This window comes from Streptomyces sp. NPDC025273, from assembly GCF_040638585.1.
Taxonomy (GTDB): Bacteria; Actinomycetota; Actinomycetes; order Streptomycetales; family Streptomycetaceae; genus Streptomyces; species Streptomyces cinereorectus.
In genome coordinates, this window is the sequence record NZ_JBEZYP010000001.1 from 114,015 (window position 1) to 132,465 (window position 18,451).

The 18,451-nt window shown below is 70.7% G+C and carries 18 protein-coding genes; 8 read left to right on the top strand and 10 right to left on the bottom strand.

The annotated features are described in order from the left end of the window. Positions 1-9: 9 nt before the first annotated feature. The 5 genes from AB0F38_RS00430 to AB0F38_RS00450 are packed head-to-tail and all read right to left on the bottom strand — an operon-like array spanning position 10 to position 4,226. A complete protein-coding gene (locus AB0F38_RS00430; protein WP_361884654.1) occupies positions 10-981 on the bottom strand; it encodes a glycine betaine ABC transporter substrate-binding protein in 972 nt (323 codons plus the stop codon). Beyond that, positions 978-1,832, bottom strand: a complete 855-nt coding sequence (locus AB0F38_RS00435) for an ABC transporter permease (RefSeq protein WP_361884655.1) — start codon at positions 1,830-1,832, stop codon at positions 978-980. The genes AB0F38_RS00430 and AB0F38_RS00435 overlap by 4 nt, the downstream gene beginning before the upstream one ends. Beyond that, positions 1,829-3,097 carry a betaine/proline/choline family ABC transporter ATP-binding protein gene (locus AB0F38_RS00440; protein WP_361884656.1) on the bottom strand — a complete coding sequence of 423 codons (1,269 nt, stop codon included), beginning with the start codon at positions 3,095-3,097 and terminating at the stop codon, positions 1,829-1,831. The genes AB0F38_RS00435 and AB0F38_RS00440 overlap by 4 nt, the downstream gene beginning before the upstream one ends. Beyond that, positions 3,090-3,737, bottom strand: a complete 648-nt coding sequence (locus tag AB0F38_RS00445) for an ABC transporter permease (RefSeq protein WP_361884657.1) — start codon at positions 3,735-3,737, stop codon at positions 3,090-3,092. Before AB0F38_RS00445 ends, AB0F38_RS00440 begins: the two co-directional genes overlap by 8 nt. A 15-nt stretch (positions 3,738-3,752) precedes the next feature. Then, positions 3,753-4,226: an Lrp/AsnC family transcriptional regulator gene (locus tag AB0F38_RS00450; RefSeq protein WP_361884658.1), complete on the bottom strand. Its 474-nt coding sequence runs from the start codon at positions 4,224-4,226 to the stop codon at positions 3,753-3,755. A gap of 122 nt (positions 4,227-4,348) precedes the next feature. On the opposite strand from AB0F38_RS00450, the gene hppD reads away from it, so the two are divergent. Further along, entirely contained in the window at positions 4,349-5,494 is a 1,146-nt protein-coding gene (gene hppD / locus AB0F38_RS00455; protein ID WP_361884659.1) for a 4-hydroxyphenylpyruvate dioxygenase, read from the top strand. Between the two features lie 57 nt (positions 5,495-5,551). Here the strand turns inward: hppD and AB0F38_RS00460 are convergent, their stop codons facing one another. Then, positions 5,552-7,207, bottom strand: coding sequence for a tetratricopeptide repeat protein (locus AB0F38_RS00460; protein WP_361884660.1), 1,656 nt, complete (start codon positions 7,205-7,207; stop codon positions 5,552-5,554). Between the two features lie 97 nt (positions 7,208-7,304). On the opposite strand from AB0F38_RS00460, the gene AB0F38_RS00465 reads away from it, so the two are divergent. Then, positions 7,305-8,672 carry an FAD-linked oxidase C-terminal domain-containing protein gene (locus AB0F38_RS00465; protein WP_361884661.1) on the top strand — a complete coding sequence of 456 codons (1,368 nt, stop codon included), beginning with the start codon at positions 7,305-7,307 and terminating at the stop codon, positions 8,670-8,672. Between the two features lie 12 nt (positions 8,673-8,684). Here AB0F38_RS00465 and AB0F38_RS00470 read toward each other — a convergent pair whose 3' ends face one another. Further along, a complete protein-coding gene (locus AB0F38_RS00470) occupies positions 8,685-9,161 on the bottom strand; it encodes an SsgA family sporulation/cell division regulator (protein ID WP_361884662.1) in 477 nt (158 codons plus the stop codon). Between the two features lie 214 nt (positions 9,162-9,375). Between AB0F38_RS00470 and AB0F38_RS00475 the strand changes: the two genes are divergently transcribed. Further along, positions 9,376-10,947 carry an RDD family protein gene (locus AB0F38_RS00475; RefSeq protein ID WP_361884663.1) on the top strand — a complete coding sequence of 524 codons (1,572 nt, stop codon included), beginning with the start codon at positions 9,376-9,378 and terminating at the stop codon, positions 10,945-10,947. Between the two features lie 129 nt (positions 10,948-11,076). Continuing rightward, complete coding sequence (locus tag AB0F38_RS00480) at positions 11,077-11,754, top strand: RDD family protein (RefSeq protein ID WP_361884664.1); 678 nt, start codon at positions 11,077-11,079, stop codon at positions 11,752-11,754. A 23-nt stretch (positions 11,755-11,777) separates the two neighbouring features. On the opposite strand, the gene AB0F38_RS00485 is transcribed toward AB0F38_RS00480, so the two are convergent. Next, positions 11,778-12,071 carry a hypothetical protein gene (locus AB0F38_RS00485; RefSeq protein ID WP_361884665.1) on the bottom strand — a complete coding sequence of 98 codons (294 nt, stop codon included), beginning with the start codon at positions 12,069-12,071 and terminating at the stop codon, positions 11,778-11,780. Between the two features lie 382 nt (positions 12,072-12,453). Here AB0F38_RS00485 and AB0F38_RS00490 point away from each other — a divergent pair, with 382 nt between their 5' ends. Together AB0F38_RS00490 and AB0F38_RS00495 are read left to right on the top strand one after the other, a co-directional pair. Continuing rightward, a complete protein-coding gene (locus tag AB0F38_RS00490) occupies positions 12,454-14,853 on the top strand; it encodes an immune inhibitor A domain-containing protein (protein ID WP_361884666.1) in 2,400 nt (799 codons plus the stop codon). A 122-nt stretch (positions 14,854-14,975) separates the two neighbouring features. Continuing rightward, complete coding sequence (locus AB0F38_RS00495; RefSeq protein ID WP_361884667.1) at positions 14,976-15,320, top strand: hypothetical protein; 345 nt, start codon at positions 14,976-14,978, stop codon at positions 15,318-15,320. A 6-nt stretch (positions 15,321-15,326) separates the two neighbouring features. Here the strand turns inward: AB0F38_RS00495 and AB0F38_RS00500 are convergent, their stop codons facing one another. Next, a complete protein-coding gene (locus tag AB0F38_RS00500) occupies positions 15,327-15,911 on the bottom strand; it encodes an isochorismatase family protein (RefSeq protein WP_361884668.1) in 585 nt (194 codons plus the stop codon). Between the two features lie 148 nt (positions 15,912-16,059). Beyond that, on the bottom strand, positions 16,060-17,388 hold the full coding sequence (locus AB0F38_RS00505) for a nicotinate phosphoribosyltransferase (RefSeq protein WP_361884669.1): 1,329 nt from the start codon (positions 17,386-17,388) through the stop codon (positions 16,060-16,062). An 88-nt stretch (positions 17,389-17,476) separates the two neighbouring features. On the opposite strand from AB0F38_RS00505, the gene clpS reads away from it, so the two are divergent. Together clpS and AB0F38_RS00515 are read left to right on the top strand one after the other, a co-directional pair. Continuing rightward, positions 17,477-17,785: an ATP-dependent Clp protease adapter ClpS gene (clpS, locus tag AB0F38_RS00510; RefSeq protein ID WP_031100168.1), complete on the top strand. Its 309-nt coding sequence runs from the start codon at positions 17,477-17,479 to the stop codon at positions 17,783-17,785. Between the two features lie 41 nt (positions 17,786-17,826). Next, positions 17,827-18,414: a DUF2017 domain-containing protein gene (locus tag AB0F38_RS00515; protein ID WP_361884670.1), complete on the top strand. Its 588-nt coding sequence runs from the start codon at positions 17,827-17,829 to the stop codon at positions 18,412-18,414. Positions 18,415-18,451 lie beyond the last annotated feature (37 nt).

Here is an 18,451-nt window from a genome sequence, read left to right on the forward strand (position 1 = left end):
CGCTCCCGCTCAGCCCTCCTTGATGAACCCCTCCTCCAGCAGCCAGTCCTTCGCCACCTCGTGCGGGTCCTGCCCGTCCACGTCCACCTTCGAGTTGAGCTCCTGCGCGAGCGGCGTCGTCAGCTTCTCGGTGACCGGGGCCAGCAGTCCGGCGATCTCCGGGTACTTCCTCAGGGTCGCCGTGTGGAGGACGGGGGCCGCGTTGTAGTTGGGGAAGAACTGCTTGTCGTCCTCCATCACGTCCAGGTCCATCGCCTTGATACGGCCGTCCGTGGTGTACACCTCGCCCAACAGGCAGGAGTCGGACTTCGACACCTGGGTGTAGATGATCCCGGCGTCCATCTTCTTGATGTTCGCGGACGGAAGCTTCAGCCCGTACTTCTTCTGCATGCCCGGCAGCCCGTCGTCGCGCGACGCGAACTCGTTCTCCACGCAGACCGTCACGGCCCCGGGGTCCTTCTTCGCGAGCGCGGCCACGTCCGAGAGGGTCTTCAGGTGGTACTTGGCGTTGTTCTTCTTGCTGACGGCCAGGGCGTACGTGTTGTCGAGGGTGGCCGGCGGCAGCCAGGTCACCCCGTTGCCCAGGTCCTCGTCGCGGACCGCCTTCCACTGCTTCTGCGGGTCGGTGATCGGCTCGGCGTGGCCCAGATAGGTGATCCACCCCGTGCCCGTGTAGTCGTACAGCGCGTCGGCCTCCCCCTGGGCGACCGCCTCACGTGCGCTGATGGACCCGGGAAGGTTCGTCCGGTCCAGTACCTCGGCGCCGGCCGCCTTGAAGATCAGGCCCATGACGTGTCCGAGGACGATGTTCTCGCTGAAGTTCTTCGAGGTCACGGTCAGCGAGGCGCCCTGGAGCGGCTGCCCCTGCCCCACCGACCCCGGGACCACGTCGTCCACCAGCGGCGAACCGCTCTTCAGCCCGCACCCGGTGAGCAGGAGGGCGAGCGCGGCCGCCGGTGCCAGGCCCGTACGTACCCTCACGCTTCCTCCAGTCCGCGCGGCGTCAGCCACAGTTCGACCAGCGAGGCCAGCCAGTCCACCAGCAGCGCCAGCACCACGGTCAGTACGGATCCGAGCACCAGCACGGGCATGCGCTGCGTCTGGATCCCCGAGGTGATCAGGTCGCCGAGGCCGCCGCCGCCGCCGAAGGTGGCGAGAGTCGCCGTGCCCACGTTGAGCACCAGGGCCGTCCGTACACCCGCCAGGATCAGCGGGACGGCGAGGGGCAGTTCGACCCGGGTGAGTGTTCCCACGGCCGACATGCCGATGCCCCGGGACGCCTCGACCAGCGTCGGTTCGATCGCCTTGAGGCCGGCCACCGTGTTGGAGAGCACCGGCAGCACCGCGTAGATCACCATCCCGATGATCGCCGTCGACGGCCCGATGCCCAGCCAGATCACCAGCAGGGCCAGCAGCCCGATCGCGGGGGTCGCCTGGCCGATGTTGGCGAGCGCCGTGACCGCCGGGGCCGCCTTGTCCAGGCCGCGCCGGGTCAGTGCGATGCCGAGGGGGATGGCGATGATCAGCACCCAGAAGGTGGAGATCGCGGTCAGCCTGACGTGCTGCCACCAGCGCACCTCGACGGTGTCACCGGCCAGCGAGTTCTCCGCGATCGAGTCGAGGCCGACGTTCGAGATCCACAGGTACGTCGCCACGAGGACGACCGCGCAGACGGCCGGCACCACCACGAGCTTCTTCCAGGTGAAACGGCGCCGCGGACCGGAGGGCGGCGGTGGGGGCTCCGCCTCCTCGTCACGGAAGGCATGCCCTCCCACGTCGTGCTCCCCGGGAGGCCGCTCCCCCTTGGGGGGCGCCTGATGACTGGGAGTCATAGCCCGCTGCCACCCCCCTCCAGCTCCTGCTCCGTCCGATGGACACGCAGCTCCTCCAGATCGTGCTGGTGCTCCATCGCGGTGAGCCGGTCGGCCTCCAGGAGCTCGTGCACGGAATTCATCAGCGTGTGCATGTCGACGACGCCGATGAACTCCCCGCGCCGCCCGGTCACCGCGACCCGCCCGCCGCTGTCGGTCAGCACGGCCTCCAGCGCGTCGTGGAGCGTCGCGTCCCGGGTGACCGTGTCGTGCACCAGCTGTCCGGCCCGGGCCAGCGAACCCTTGGCCCGCATCAGGTCGCCCCGCCGCAGCCACTTGTACGGGCGGTTCCTGCGGTCCAGCATCAGCAGTTCGTTGTGCGAGCCGTCGCGCAGCTTGTCGAAGATCGACTGGAGCGGGTCCTCGACGGTGACCGTGGGGAAGTCGGCGATCCCCACATCCCGCACGCGGGTGAGGTTGAGCCGCTTCAGCGCCGCGCCCGCCCCCACGAACCCGGAGACGAAGTCGTCCGTCGGGTTGGTGAGGATGGCCTCCGGGGTGTCGAACTGCGCGATGTGCGAACGCTCCCGCAGCACCGCGATCCGGTCGCCCAGCTTGATCGCCTCGTCGAAGTCGTGCGTGACGAAGACGATGGTCTTGTGCAGCTCGTGCTGGAGCCGGATCAGCTCGTCCTGGAGGTGGTCACGGGTGATGGGATCGACCGCGCCGAACGGTTCGTCCATCAGCAGCACCGGCGGGTCCGCGGCCAGCGCCCGTGCCACGCCGACCCGTTGCTGCTGACCGCCGGAGAGCTGGCGCGGATACCGTCCGTGGAATTCGCGCGGATCCAGACCGACCAGATCGAGCATCTCCTCGACCCGGTCCTTCACCCCGGACTTCGACCAGCCGGTCATCTTCGGCACGAGGGCGATGTTCTCCGCCACCGTCATGTGAGGGAAGAGCCCGGAGGACTGGATCGCGTAGCCGATCTTGCGCCGCAGCTTCACCGGGTCGATGTCGGTGACGTCCTCGTCCCCGATCCTGATCCGGCCGGACGTCGGCTCGATCAGCCGGTTGATCATCTTCAGCGTGGTGGACTTCCCGCATCCCGAGGGCCCCACGAGGATCACGGTCTCGCCGGCCCTGATGTCCATGGACACGTTGTCGACGGCCGGAGCGGGGTTGCCGGGGTAGGACTTGGTGAGGTTCTCCAGCTGGATGGTGGCACCCGAGGTGGTGGCGCCGGACGCGGGAGTCCCCGACGGTCCGGTGACGGTTTCAGACACGGATCCCCCTGGGGATGGTGAGCCGTCCGAGCAGGACGTACGCGGCGTCGAAGAGCAGGGCGAGGATGACGATGCCGAGCGTGCCCGCGAGGACCTGGTTGATCGCGTTGGCACTGCCCAGCGAGGCGAGACCGCGGAAGATCTCGTTCCCGAGGCCGGGACCCGAGGCGTACGCGGCGATGGCGGCGATGCCCATCAGCATCTGGGTGGAGACCCGGATCCCGGTGAGGACGGGCGGCCAGGCGAGCGGCAGTTCCACCCTGCACAGCCGCGCCGTACGTGACATCCCGATGCCCTTCGCGGCGTCGACCAGGGACGGGTCGACGCCGCGCAGTCCGACGACGCAGTTGCGGACGATGGGCAGCAGCCCGTACAGGGTCAGGATGATCACGGTGGGCGGGACCCCGAGGCCGACCAGCGGGATCAGCAGGCCGATCGCGGCGAGCGACGGAATGGTGAGGATCATGGCCGTGGACGTGATGGCCAACGCCCCGCCCCAACTGCTCCGGTAGCTGACCACGCCGATCAGGACGCCGAGCACGGTGGCGATGACCATGCACTGGAAGACGGCGCTGACGTGCTGGAACGCGTCGGTGAGCAGCTGCTGGTGGCGGGTGCTCACGTACTCCCAGAAGTTCACGCGCCGCTCCTCGGGTCAGTCGGTGTCCTGTGCAGCCTGCTCGACGAGCGGGAGAATACGCAGGGGGACCGGGTTTTCCATGACGATCGCCGTGGAGGCCCGGACAATCCCATCCAAACCGACGACCCGGTCGATCACCCGCTGGAGATCGGCGTTGGAGCGGGCGACGAGCCGGCAGAGCATGTCGCCGTGTCCGGTGGTGGTGTGCATCTCGAGCACTTCGGGCACTCCACCCAAATGGGCTCGCACGTCGGCGCCTTGGCCCTGCCTGATCTCCAGCGTGGCGAACGCGGTGACGGGATAGCCGAGCGCCGCGGGGTCGACGTCCGGACCGAAACCGCGGATCACGCCATTCGACTGAAGGCGGTCCAGCCGTGCCTGAACGGTCCCGCGCGCCACCCCGAGCCGCCGGGAGGCCTCCAGTACGCCGATACGGGGTTCACGGGCCAGCAGCGCGATGAGCCGGCCGTCCAGTTGATCGATCGCCATGATCCGTCTCCTGATGGTCACCCTGTACAGATAGCCCGCCCATCATGGTCACCCACTGGGCAGATTGACCAGCGATCGCGCGAACTGTTGCGCACCTTGCGAAGCGGCGGGAACCTTCGGACATGACTGAGACTCTGCACACCACCCCCGACACCGCACGGCAGGCCGATCCCTTCCCGGTCAAGGGAATGGACGCGGTGGTCTTCGCCGTGGGCAACGCCAAGCAGGCGGCGCACTACTACTCGACCGCCTTCGGCATGAAGCTCGTCGCCTACTCCGGACCGGAGAACGGTAACCGCGAGACCGCGAGTTACGTCCTGACCAACGGCGCCGCCCGCTTCGTCCTCACCTCCGTCATCAAGGCCTCCACCGAGTGGGGCACCTTCCTGGCCGACCACGTGAACGCCCACGGCGACGGTGTGGTCGACCTCGCCATCGAGGTCCCGGACGCCCGGGCGGCCTATGCGTACGCGGTCGAGCACGGGGCGAAGGGCATCACGGAGCCCTACGAGCTCAAGGACGAGCACGGCACGGTCGTGCTCGCCGCCATCGCCACGTACGGCAGGACCCGCCACACCCTCGTCGACCGCTCCGGCTACGACGGCCCGTACCTCCCGGGCTTCACCGCCGCCGAGCCGATCGTCGAGGCGCCCGCCAAGCGGACCTTCCAGGCCATCGACCACTGCGTCGGCAACGTCGAGCTCGGCCGGATGAACGAATGGGTGGCCTTCTACAACAAGGTCATGGGCTTCACCAACATGAAGGAGTTCGTGGGCGACGACATCGCCACCGAGTACTCCGCCCTCATGTCGAAGGTCGTCGCCGACGGCACGCTGAAGGTGAAGTTCCCGATCAACGAGCCGGCGATCGCGAAGAAGAAGTCGCAGATCGACGAATACCTTGAGTTCTACGGCGGCGCGGGCGTCCAGCACATCGCGCTCGCCACCAACGACATCGTCGCGTCCGTCAGGGCGATGCGGGCGGCCGGCGTGCAGTTCCTGGACACCCCGGACTCGTACTACGACACCCTCGGCGAGTGGGCGGGCGAGACCCGCGTGCCCGTGGAGACGCTGCGCGAGCTGAAGATCCTGGTCGACCGCGACGAGGACGGTTACCTGCTGCAGATCTTCACCAAGCCGGTCCAGGACCGGCCGACGGTCTTCTTCGAGATGATCGAGCGCCACGGCTCGATGGGCTTCGGCAAGGGCAACTTCAAGGCCCTGTTCGAGGCGATCGAGCGAGAGCAGGAGAAGCGCGGCAACCTGTAGCCGACCCCCGAAGGGCCCCGGCCGCCCCGCCGGAGCCCCGTACGTGCGGAGGAGGGGCTACGGGGCCGCCGACGCCGTGGCCGCGCCCGGCTTCGCCTTCGGGGAAGGGGCGGCCTCCCGCGCGGACCGCTCCGGCTCCGGCCCGTCCCTCTCCGCCTTCCCCGGTCCCTCCTGCGTCCCGTCCTTCTCCGGCGTCCCGGGGGGCGGCTCCGGGGTCGGTTCCGGCGCGGGTTCCGGGGCCGGCGGCGGCTCCATGTCCGCCGGACCGCCCGGAGACGGCTCGCCCAGCGCGTCCAGGGCGTCCCGGGCCAGGGGTGCGGCCAGCGGGGAGAAGTCCGGGTTCGTGCGGAGGGACTCCTCCAGATCGGCGCGCGCGGGACCGCCCTGGCCGAGCGCGTTCTCGATCATGCCCAGGTGGTACGCGTACGAGGCGTTCCGTACCCCGGACTCCACCGCCCGCTCCGCGTACCGCAGTGCCTCCTCCGACCGGCCCGCCCGGTGCAGCGCCCAGCCCAGCGCGTCCGACACCTCCGAGCTGCGGCGCAGCGCGGACCACTCCGTGCGCATCAGCTCCACGGCCGCTTCCGGGTCGCCGTGGTCGGCCTCGAAGCGGGCCTCGGTCAGGGACTCGTCGACCCCCGCCGTCCTGGCCCGCGTGAGCAGCTCGCGGAGCTTCGTGTACTGGGCGCGGGCGTCGCCGTCCAGACCCAGTGACTCGTACAGCTCGCCCAGTTCGAGTACGTACTCCGGGCGCGGCAGCTTCGCCGTCGCCGTCCGGTAGTCGGCCAGCGCCTCGTCCGTGCGGTCCAGGGCCACCAGCGCGCGGGCCCGGCCGGCCCGGGAGGCGAGGTGCCCGGAGTCGGTGCGCAGGGCCGCCTCGTACTGGGCGACGGCCTCCGCCGGCTCGCCGCGCTCCCACGCCAGGTCGCCGAGGCGGTGCAGCGCCGCCGCCTTCTCCGCGGGCGCGGTGGCGCGGTCCGCCGCCTCCTGCGCGGTGGCCAGGGCGTCCTCGCGCCAGCCCTGGTTGCGGTACATCTCCGCCGTCCTGGCCAGCGCGGGGACGCCCTTGCGCAGTGCCCCGAACCTCTCCGTCGCCCGGCCGGCCGCCTCGTACTCGCCGAGACCGTTGTACGCGTCGATCAGGACCGGGTACGCCGCCCAGTCCTTCGGCTGCCGCGCGCGTACCGTCTCGCCCCACTTCTTCGCCGCGAGGTGGTCGTGCCGTGCGTTGGCGAGAGCCCCCAGCCCCAGCCAGGCCTCGGCGTTCCCGCGCTCGCCGGGCTGTGCGGCCAGCGAGCGCTGCAGCGCCTGCTCCGCGCGGGTGTAGTACGTCGCGTCCGCGGAGCGCCGGCCCCACTCCACGTACGCCGTGCCGAGCACCGCCCAGGACGGTGCGTCGGACGGGTGCGTCTCCACCCACTGCTGCCGGTCGCCGATCAGGGCGGTGAGGTCGGACAGGGACGCCGGGGAACCCGCCGCCGCCGCAGCCTCGGCCCGCGCCACCGGCCCCGGTGCGGGCGGTGCGGCGTCGTTCGCGTCGTCCGGTACGGCGACCACCGCACCGGCCACGAGCACGGCGCCGGCCACCGCGCCGAACGCCGCCCTGCGCAGCGTGGTGCGCATCGGCGCCGGGGGCGGAGGCACGGACGTCGCACCCTCCGGCGGCAGGGTGGAGGGCGGTGGCTCCGGGTTCCGCTGCGGCATGGCATCCATGGTCATCACTCTGCGTCAGTACGAAGATCACATCGGGTTGCGCGAACGCGGGAGCAGACGGGTTCACACCATTGGCCCCGGGTGTCACCCTTGGATCATGAACGCACTCCTCGAACAACTGCGCGCGGGTCTTCCGGCCGAGGCATTGATCACGGACGCGGAGGTCACCGCCTCGTACGCCCACGACATGGCGAGCTTCTGCGAGGCGGGAGCTCCCGCCGTCGTCGTGCTCCCGCGCACGGTCGAGGAGGTCCAGCACGTCATGCGGACCGCCACGGCGCTGCGCGTTCCCGTGGTGCCCCAGGGGGCGAGGACGGGCCTGTCGGGCGCGGCCAACGCCTCCGACGGCTGCATCGTGCTCTCCCTGGTGAAGATGGACCGGATCCTGGAGATCAGCCCCGTCGACCGGATCGCGGTCGTCGAGCCGGGCGTCGTCAACGCCACGCTCTCCCGCGCCGTCAACGAACACGGCCTGTGCTACCCGCCGGACCCGTCCAGCTGGGAGACGTGCACCATCGGCGGCAACATCGGCACCGCGTCCGGGGGGCTGTGCTGCGTGAAGTACGGCGTCACCGCCGAGTACGTCCTGGGCCTCGAGGTGGTCCTGGCCGACGGGCGGCTGCTGAACACGGGCAGGCGCACGGCCAAGGGCGTCGCCGGATACGACCTCACCCGGCTCTTCGTCGGTTCGGAGGGCAGCCTCGGCATCGTCGTCAAGGCCGTCCTCGCACTGCGGCCCCGGCCGCCGCAGCAGCTCGCGCTCGCCGCCGAGTTCCCCTCCGCGAGCGCCGCCTGCGACGCGGTGTGCCGGATCATGGAGCGCGGACACACTCCGTCACTCCTCGAACTGATGGACCGTACGACTGTGCGTGCCGTCAACGCGATGACCTCCATGGGCCTCCCCGAATCCACCGAGGCGCTGCTGCTCTGCGCCTTCGACACGCCCGACCCGACCGCCGATCTCACCGCCGTCGGCGCCCTGTGCCGCGAGGCGGGCGCCACCGAGGTCGTGCCCGCCGAGGACGCTGCCGAGTCCGAACTCCTCCTGCAGGCACGCCGGCTCTCGCTCCCCGCCATGGAGACCCTCAAACCCGCCACGATGATCGACGACGTGTGCGTACCGCGCTCCGAGCTCGGCGCGATGATCGAGGGGACCGCCGAGATCGCCGACAGGTTCGGCCTGACCATCGGCGTCGTCGCCCATGCGGGCGACGGCAACACCCACCCCGTCGTCTGCTTCGACCACACCGACGCCGACGAGTCCCGCAGGGCCCGCGAATCCTTCGACGCGATCATGGGGCTGGGCCTCGAACTGGGCGGCACCATCACCGGCGAGCACGGTGTCGGCGTCCTGAAGAAGGAGTGGCTCGCCCGCGAACTCGGCGAGGTGGGACTCGAGTTGCAGCGCGGTATCAAGGCGGCCTTCGACCCGCTGGGGCTGCTCAACCCCGGCAAGCTGTTCTGACCCCGCCCCCACTCAGGCCTCTCCGTCCTGGGGCTCGTCCGAGGACCACGGGTCGCTCAGCCATGGGTCGTCGGCCGGCAGCGGGGTGAGCAGCTCGGCGAGCGCGTCGTCCAGGCCGAGCAGCGAGCCCTCGGTCCCCGGCGGCACCACCCGCAGGGTGCGCTCCACCCAGGCGGCCACGGCGGTCGACGGCAGCTCCAGGAGGGCGTCGCCGTCGGGCGAGGTGAGCGCGACGCGGATGACGCCGCGGCCCTCGGCCCTGGCCGGCCAGATCCGCACGTCCCCGTGCCCGCACGGCCGGAACACCCCGTCCACCAGCAGCTCACGGGCGAACGTCCAGTGCACGGGTGTCTCGGAGCCGATGTGGAAGGTGATGTGCACGGCGTACGGGTCGTCGGTCAGGTAGGAGAGCCGGGCGGGCACGGGGACGGACCGCCCGGGGGACAGGACCAGCTTGAGTTCCAGTTCGCGTTCCACGATGTGCTGCATGGGGTGCACGACCTTCCGGTGCTCGTAGGGGCCGGTCCCATGACCGGTCCGCACAAGGAGAGAGCGCCCTCCAGGCGATCCATGACGCGACTTCCCAGAAAAACTTCTCCGGGCCCGGAAAGTGGTCCAAACGGCAGGACGGCCCCGGGGGTACGTGGCGGTCTGATAGATGTGGAGCCTTGTATTGAGGCCTAAGAGATACGGGACCACGGTGATGAGCGCCCCAACCCCGGCACCCGGTGACGAAAGCCCCCGCGAGGGGTACTACCCCGACCCGTCCATTCCCGGATACGTCCGGTACTGGAACGGCGCATCATGGGTTCCCGGTACGAGCCGGCCCGCGCCGCAGCAGGGCGGAACGACACCTGCTCCGCCGCCCGCCCCGGTGGCGGACGCCGTCCCGCGGCAGACCGCGCAGCGGCCGGCCCCGGTGGACGAGACCGGGCCGATGTACCTCGACGAAGTCGACGAGCCCGCGGCGTTCGGCGGACCCGGCGAAGGGGGCACGGCAGGCAGCCGCCCCGAACCGGCGTCCGCCTGGCAGGCCGACACCTCCCGGCAGACCGGTTTCGGCGGCGAACGCGATCACCGTGTCTCGTGGGGCGGCCCCGATCCGCGTACGGCGGCCGGGGCGGCACCCGCTGCCACCCCGCCCGCCGCCACTCCCGCGGACCACGGACCCGCCGGTCGCGTACCCGCCGATCCGCGCGGGCCCGCAGCCCAGGATCCGACGCGCGGAGCCCTTCCCGGCATGCGGAACGGCAACGGCGGGGCCACCGACGGACCCGCCGCCCTGCGCTCTCCGTCCGGCGACAGGGGCACCGGCGGTGACGCGGGCCGTCCGCCCGCCGACGGTACGGTCACCATCCGTGCGGGGGGGCCCGCGGGTGCCGCCCGCCCCCCGCGTCCGCGCGAGGAGGCCGCCGCGCCCGCCGACGGCACGATGGCGATCCGCGCCACGGGACCCGGCGCCACCCCGCGCACGACCGCTCCGCAGGCCCACGCCCCGCGCACCACCGCTCCGCAGGCGCCCTCACCGGCGCCCGAGCCGTCCCCCGGACCGCCCCGGGCGCACGCCCCGGTGCGGACGGATCCGCCGAACCCCATGACCCCCGGCCCCGGCGGCGGGTCCGCGTCCTGGGCCCAGCAGGCGCACCAGCTCCCCCGGCCCGAGCAGGCGGCTCCCCAGCAGCCGCGCCCGATGCCCGCACAGCAGCAGGGCGTCCGGCCCGAGCAGCAGCCCGTCGTGCCCTGGAAGCCGCCGGTCGATGACCACTTCCAGCAGCTGGCCCGGGCGCAGGCATCCGCCAGGCCCGCCGGGCTCGGCAAGCGGCTGGCCGCCCGGCTGGTCGACGCGCTCGTGCTCGGCGCGCTCGTCGGCGCGATCGGCTTCCCGCTGGTCACGCGGGCGAGGGATCACATCGACGGGAAGATCGAGACGGCGAAGCAGTCCGGCGAGACGGTCACCGTCTGGCTGCTGGACTCCACCACGGCCGGGCTGTTCGGCGCGGTGATCGGCGTCTTTTTGGTGCTCGGCTTCGTCCTCGAGGCGCTGCCCACCGCCAAGTGGGGCCGCACGCTGGGCAAGAAGCTCTGCGGCCTCGAGGTGCGGGACATCGAGTCCCATGGTCCGCCCACCCTCGGAGCGGCACTGCGCCGCTGGCTCGTGTACGGGGTGCTCGGCCTGCTCCTCGTCGGCGTGGTCAACGTGCTGTGGTGCCTGGTCGACCGCCCCTGGCGCCAGTGCTGGCACGACAAGGCCGCCCGCACCTTCGTCGCGGGCTGACGGGCGGCCACGGACGCGGGACCGGTCCTCGCACCGCGGAGCGGCCCCGTACGCCCGTGTGCTGACGGCCCGTCCCCCGAAAGCACCTCAGCCGTTGCGGGCTTTTGCGGCCCGGGGTGCACTGCCCCCATGAGCAACGAACCGCCTCCGCCGCCGCCCGGGCAGCCACCCGAGGACGACCCCTTCTCCAAGAAGCCCCCGCAGGGCCCGCCGCCGGGCGGTTCGCCCTACGGGAGCGGGCCGCCCCCGCCGCCGCCCCCGCCCCCGCCGTACGGCGGCGGTGGTCCGTACGGCCCCGGTCCCTACGGCGGTGCCGATCCACTGGCCGGTATGCCGCCGCTGGCCGAGCCCGGCAAGCGGATCCTGGCGCGGCTGATCGACTTCCTCATCATCTCGATTCCGCTGTACCTGCTCTCGCTGCCGTTCGGCGGGGCGCTGGACGTCACCTCGGACAACGGCGACGACGACTTCGGCGACGCCATCAGCAACTCCTACAGCGGTCATCAGTTCGTCTGGTCGCTGATCGGCCTGGTGGTCTACGTCGCCTACGACACGTATCTGACGCACAAGGACGGCCGGACGCTCGGCAAGCGGCTGCTGAAGATGCGCGTCGCGATGCTCAACGACGGCACGGTGCCCGACACCGGGTCCGCGCTGATGCGGGCCGTGGTGCTCTGGCTCCCCGCGCTGCTGTGCTGCCCGTGCCTGTGGTGGCTCATCAACATCGTGCTGATGTTCACCGACAAGCCCTACCGGCAGGGTCTGCAGGACAAGGCGGCCAAGACCGTGGTGGTCACCGTCCCCTGAGGCCGCGGCGGCCCGGACGTCGTTCAGCGGCGGAGGGAATGCCGGCTCACCCGCTCCTCGTGCGCGGTGGTGAGCTCGATGTCCTTGACCGGGCGCCGCGTACGCACAGCGGCCGGCGCCGTGGCCCGCTCAGCCGTCCTTCCGCCCCGGGGCAGGGGCACGGTCAGGGCCACCAGCAGACCGAGGGCCAGCCCCGCGGCGCAGACGACAGCCACACCGACGCCCGAGTCGGTGCGGGACAGCAGCAGCATGGCAAGGGTCGAGACGATGACGGTGACCGAACCGTAGGAGAACTGTGCGGCAGTCGGACGCGGCATGGCGGTATCCGTCCTCGGGGTGTCGGATGGGGCGGTCTCTCAACACGTTCGCACTGTCGATCGACTCTATGACGGTGGATGCCCGTGAGGAACAGGTAGTAAGCGTGACCTAACCCACGGTACCGGTGCACGGGGGGCGCATTGAGTCACGCGGTTGCCAATGGGGCAGTTCGGCGCGCCGGTTCGTCCGTCGGCGGCGGGCTCCGGTGAACGTCCGGATACCGGAAGGTGACTCCCGCATAGTGCACTTGGTGTGCGCAAGTCAAGACCTGTCTTTTCTCTCATAACTCCGATCAAATGTCGTCACTTGTGACGCGTTAACGCGCGCGGCCCTCTCCACCCCCCTGGCCGCGGACGCGAACGCCGGGGAGGACTGCATCAAGTGACCACTCAGAGACGGGCGCTACGCGCCACCGCGGTAGCCGTGGCCCTGGCCGCCACCGCCGCGACGGCATCGGCCTTCGCCACCGCCCAGGCGGATGACAGGACGTCAGGATCGGGCGCCTCCATCGTGGACCGCCGGGATCCCGCGCCGGTCAAGGCGCACGAGCACGACCTGGAAGGCCCCTTCAGCAAGGAGCAGGACGCTCAGCGTCAGGCCGCGCTGGAGCAGGTGCTGGCGGGCGACAAGAAGGTGTCGACCCGCGGCGGTTCCAAGGTCGTCAAGCTCGGCAAGAGCAAGTACGTCGAGCTCGGCCGGGAGAAGACCGACAAGATCTTCACCATCCTCGTGGAGTTCGGCGACCAGGTCGACGACACCACGATGTTCGACCCCGACGGCGACGGCCCCGAGCCGCCCGTCAAGAAGTACGGCGGCACGCCCGGCCCCCTGCACAACGAGATAGCCGAGCCGGACCCGGCGAAGGACAACAGCACCGCCTGGCAGGCCGACTACGACCAGGCGCACTTCCAGGACCTCTACTTCGGTGAGGGCAAGGGCAAGGACTCGCTGAAGACGTACTACGAGAAGACGTCCTCCGGGCGCTACTCGGTCGACGGCGAGGTCTCCGACTGGGTCAAGGTCCCGTACAACGAGGCCCGTTACGGCTCCAACTACTGCGGCTCCAGCAACTGCGCCAACGTCTGGGACACGGTCCGCGACGGCGTCAACGCGTGGGTCGCCGACCAGAAGACCAAGGGCCGCACGCTCGACCAGATCAAGGCGGACCTCGCTCGGTACGACGAGTGGGACCGCTACGACTTCGACGGCGACGGCAACTTCAACGAGCCCGACGGCTACATCGACCACTTCCAGCTGGTCCACGCCGGCGAGGACGAGTCGGCGGGCGGCGGCGCACAGGGCACGGACGCCCTCTGGGCGCACCGCTGGTACGCCTACGGCACCAACGCGGGCGCGACCGGCCCGGCGGGCAACAAGGCCGGCGGCGCGGAGATCGGCGACACGGGCATCTGGGTCGGCGACTACACCGCGCAGCCCGAGAACGGCGGCCTGGGCGTCTTCGCCCACGAGTACGCCCACGACCTCGGTCTGCCGGACCTGTACGACACCTCCGGCGGCGGCGAGAACTCGGTCGGCTTCTGGTCCCTCATGTCGGCGGGCTCCTGGCTCGGCACCGGCACGGGCGAGATCGGCAACCTGCCCGGCGACATGACCGCCTGGGACAAGCTGCAGCTCGGCTGGCTCGACTACGCCACGGCCAAGGCCGCCACGAAGTCGACGCACAAGCTGGGTGTCGCGGAGTACAACACCAAGAACAAGCAGGCGCTCGTCGTCGAGCTGCCCGAGAAGTCCGTCACCACGACGGTCGCGAAGCCCGCCGAGGGCGCGAAGCAGTGGTGGAGCGACATGGGTGACGACCTGTCGAACACCCTGACCCGCTCGGTCGACCTGACCGGCAGGACGTCCGCCTCGCTGGACCTCTCCGGCTGGTACGACATCGAGGCCGACTACGACTACCTCTACACCGAGGTCTCCACGAACGGCGGCTCCTCCTGGACCGCGCTCGACGGCACGGCGGACGGCACGGCCATCCCGCGTGACGCCAGCGACAAGCCGGCCCTGACCGACGTCTCCGGCGCGGTCAAGGAGCTCTCGTACCCGCTGGACGCCTACGCGGGCCAGAAGATCGAGCTCCGCTTCCGCTACCAGACGGACGGCGGCGCGGGCGGCAAGGGCTTCACGGCCGACGCCATCACGGTCACCGCCGACGGCGCCGTGCTCTTCACGGACAACGCCGAGGGCGACGACAACGGCTGGACCGCCAAGGGCTTCTCGCGGATCGGTGAGTCGTTCACCAACGACTACCCGCAGTACTACATCGCCGAGAACCGCCAGTACGTGTCGTACGACAAGACCCTCGAGGTCGGCCCGTACAACTTCGGCTTCTCCGCCACCCGCCCCGACTGGGTGGAGCACTACTCCTACCAGAACGGTCTGATGGTGTGGCTCTGGGACACCTCCCAGAAGGACAACAACACCTCGCAGCACCACGGCCAGGGCCTGATCCTGCCGGTGGACTCGCACGCCAAGCCGCTCAAGTGGTCCGACGGCAAGCTCCTCCGGAACAAGATCCAGCCGTTCGACGCGCCGTTCAGCCGGTACCCGAACAAGGGCTTCACGCTGCACAACGCGGACGTTCCGCTGCAGATCAAGCCGTCGCTGGGCGTCCCGGTCTTCGACGACCGCAAGGGCACCTACTGGTACGCGGAGAACCCGACCGGAAGTGTCAAGGTCTCTGACACCAACACCCGGATCTCGATCGTCGACGAGCCCTTCAGTGGCTCGACGATCACCGTGAAGGTCGGCCCCTCGGGCAAGTAGTCAGCAACACCGCAGGTCAGAGCATGATCGGCCGTCGCCCTCTAGCGGGCGGCGGCCGATCGTGTTTAGGTGCGTCTTGTTCGATCCTTATTGACGCGGTGTCTCATGGGGGAGCGCAGAGCATGGCAGGCGGAGGTTTCTGCAGGTTGCCGGGCGGCACGGTGGTGGTGGCACTGGCCCTGAACCGTCCGGCCGACGGAGCCCGGCCCGGCGCCCCGGTCCGGGTGCTGGTCCACGCGGCCAACCGGGCGCGCGCCCTGACCAGGCTGCGCAACCTGGGCCTGCGCTCCGTCTACCTCCGGGGCAACACCCAGCCGCCCACCCCGGACGAGATCACGGCGGTGCTGCACCATCCGGACGGGCTGCTGTGGCGGGCCGCGCCGCAGACCGGCCAGGAGCTCTGGCACCCGATCCGGGCCCTGCTGGGACCCGCCGGTCACGCGGGACCGGTCCGCCCGGCCGCCTGAGAGCGGTCAGACGACCGGCTTGCCGGTCAGCTCCACGCCCGCGGCGCGGAGCTGTTCCAGGGCCCGTTCCGTGGTCCCCTCGGCGACACCGGCGGTCAGGTCCAGCAGTACGTGCGTGGTGAAGCCCTCACGGGCCGCGTCCAGCGCGGTGGCCCGCACACAGTGGTCCGTGGCGATGCCGACGACGTCCACTTCCGTGACGGAACGGTCCCGCAGCCACTGGGCGAGCCCGGTCCCGTTCTCGTCGACGCCCTCGAAACCGCTGTACGCCGCGGCGTACGCGCCCTTGTCGAAAACGGTGTCGATCGCGCCGGAGGCGACGGCCGGGGCGAAGTTCGGGTGGAAGCCCACGCCCTCCGTACCGGCCACGCAGTGCGCCGGCCAGGAGTGCTCGAAGTCGGGCTCCGCGGAGAAGTGGTCACCCGGGTCGATGTGGTGGTCGCGGGTGGCCACCACATGGCTGTACCCGGGCTGGGCCTCGCCGATCAGATCGGTGATCGCGGCGGCGACATCGGCGCCGCCCGCCACCGCGAGGCTGCCGCCCTCGCAGAAGTCGTTCTGAACGTCGACGACGATCAAGGCGCGATGCATGACGGGTGTCCTTCGGTGGGGGTTTCGACGGGGGAGAGGGGACGGCGGTCGTGGGTGCGGTGGGGATGACATCGAGCCTAGAGACTCGACAGGCCCCGCGGGAGGGGTCACACCTTCCGGGTCTGCGCCCCCCGGGCCTCATGGTCCGTCACACGTACTCCGTGGGGATCACCGGCTCGCCCCGCGACAGCTGGATCGCCGACATGGGCAGGCCCGAGCGCGCGGCGATGTGCCGCTCGCGCGCGTCCTCCAGCGGCTCCCGGGCGACCACCTCGCCGCCCCGGACCAGCTCCACCTGGAGCTGCCGGTCCACCAGCTCCGCCGGGACCGGACCCGTGCCGATCACCTCGGCCTCGGCCACCCCGTGCTCGTCCCGCCGGCGGGCCGCCCACTTGCGGCCGCCGCGCGACGACTTCGCGCCCAGCGACTTCTTCACGACCGGCAGCAGCGGATCGGCCGGATCGGCGGACCCCGCGCGCGCCACCAGCTTGTAGACCATCGAGCACGTCGGGTGCCCGCTCCCGGTGACCAGCTGCGTGCCCACCCCGTACGCGTCGACGGGTGCGGCGGCCAGCGACGCGATCGCGTACTCGTCGAGGTCCGACGTCACCACGATCTTCGTCTCCGTGGCGCCCAGCGTGTCCAGCTGCTGGCGCACCCGGTGGGCGACCAGCAGCAGGTCGCCCGAGTCGATCCGCACGGCCCCGAGCTCCGGCCCCGCGATCTCCACCGCCGCACGGACCGCCTCGGTCACGTCGTACGTGTCGACCAGCAGCGACGTGCCCCGGCCCAGCGAGTCCACCTGCGCCCGGAACGCGTCCCGCTCGCTGTCGTGCAGCAGCGTGAAGGCGTGCGCGCTCGTTCCGACGGTCGGGATGTGGTAGCGGAAGCCGGCCGCCAGGTCGGAGGTGGTGTGGAAGCCGCCGATGTACGCGGCACGGGCCGACGCCACCGCCGAGAGCTCGTGCGTGCGCCGCGCGCCCATCTCGATCAGCCTGCGGCCGCTCGCCGCGGCCGCCATCCGGGACGCCGCGGCGGCGATCGCCGAGTCGTGGTTCAGGATCGACAGGATCACGGTCTCCAGCAGCACGCACTCGGCGAAGGAGCCCTCGACCCGTAGCAGCGGTGAGCCGGGGAAGTACACCTCGCCCTCCGGGTAGCCCCAGATGTCGCCGCTGAAGCGGTAGTCCGCCAGCCAGTCGACCGTGGGGGCGTCCACGATCCGCCGGTCGCGCAGGAAGGCGAGCATCTCGTCGTCGAAGTGGAAGTTCTCCACCGCGTCCAGCACTCGCCCGATGCCCGCGACGACCCCGTAGCGCCGCCCCTCGGGCAGCCGCCGGGTGAAGGCCTCGAAGACGGAGCGCCGGTCCGCGGTGCCGGCCTTCAGTGCGGCCTGCACCATCGTGAGCTCGTACTGGTCGGTGAAGAGCGCGGTCGACGGGACACCGACCCGTCGCCCAAGGTCCGCTGAGTTCATGACGGGGATGCTACCCCCTATTCGTCAAAGTGACGAGATGGGGCCTCCGTTTATGCGCGAGACCCTTACTGGTGGCAGCATGGGGTAGGTGAGCGTTGCTGCCCCCGTAGAGATCGAACGTCCCGAATCGGCCGAGGAGACCTTCGCCGTCCCTGAGCCCGATGTTCCCTGGGTGACGCTGGTGCACAACGACCCGGTCAACCTCATGAGCTACGTGACGTATGTCTTCCAGGCCTACTTCGGCTACTCCAAGGACAAGGCGCACAAGCTGATGCTCGATGTGCACCAGAAGGGCCGCGCGGTCGTCTCCAGCGGCAGCCGCGAGGAGATGGAACGCGACGTCCAGGCCATGCACGGCTACGGTCTCTGGGCGACGCTGACCCAGGACCGCAACTGACACACCGCTGCCCCTCCGTCCGACCCACCATCGGAGAATTCATGGCCGGCCACTTCGAGGCCACCCCTGGCGGCGGCGCGGCCGTCGCGCTCGACGAGGTCGAGATCGCCATCCTGCGCTCCCTCGCCGTCCAGCTGCTGGAACTGATCGGTCCCGGCGAGAAACCCGTCGAGGGCGAGGACCCGCTCGCCGCCCTGTTCGCCGAAGGGCCGAGCGAGCCGCCCTCGGACCCGGCACTGGCCAGGCTCTTCCCCGAGGCGTACGGGGACGAGGACAAGGAGCTGCGCGAGGCGTCCGCGGAATTCCGCCGCTTCACGGAGAACGACCTGCGCACCCGCAAGCGCGAGGACGCCCTCACCGTCGTGAGGACGCTGGACGGCCTGTCCCCCGGTGAGGACGGCGGGGCGGTGCTCACGCTCGGCGCCGACGAGTGCCGCGGCTGGCTGGGATCCCTGAACGACCTCAGGCTCACCATCGGCACCCGCCTGGAGGTGTCCGACGAGGACGAGGGGCAGGGCGGCTCGCTCTACCGGCTTCCGGACAGCGATCCGCGCAAGCCGATGGTCATGGCCTATCTCTGGCTCGGCGCGCTCCAGGAAACACTCGTCGAAACGATGATGCCCAAGTAGTCCGCGAAGGCCGGTACGGGTTCGCTCAACGGAGCCT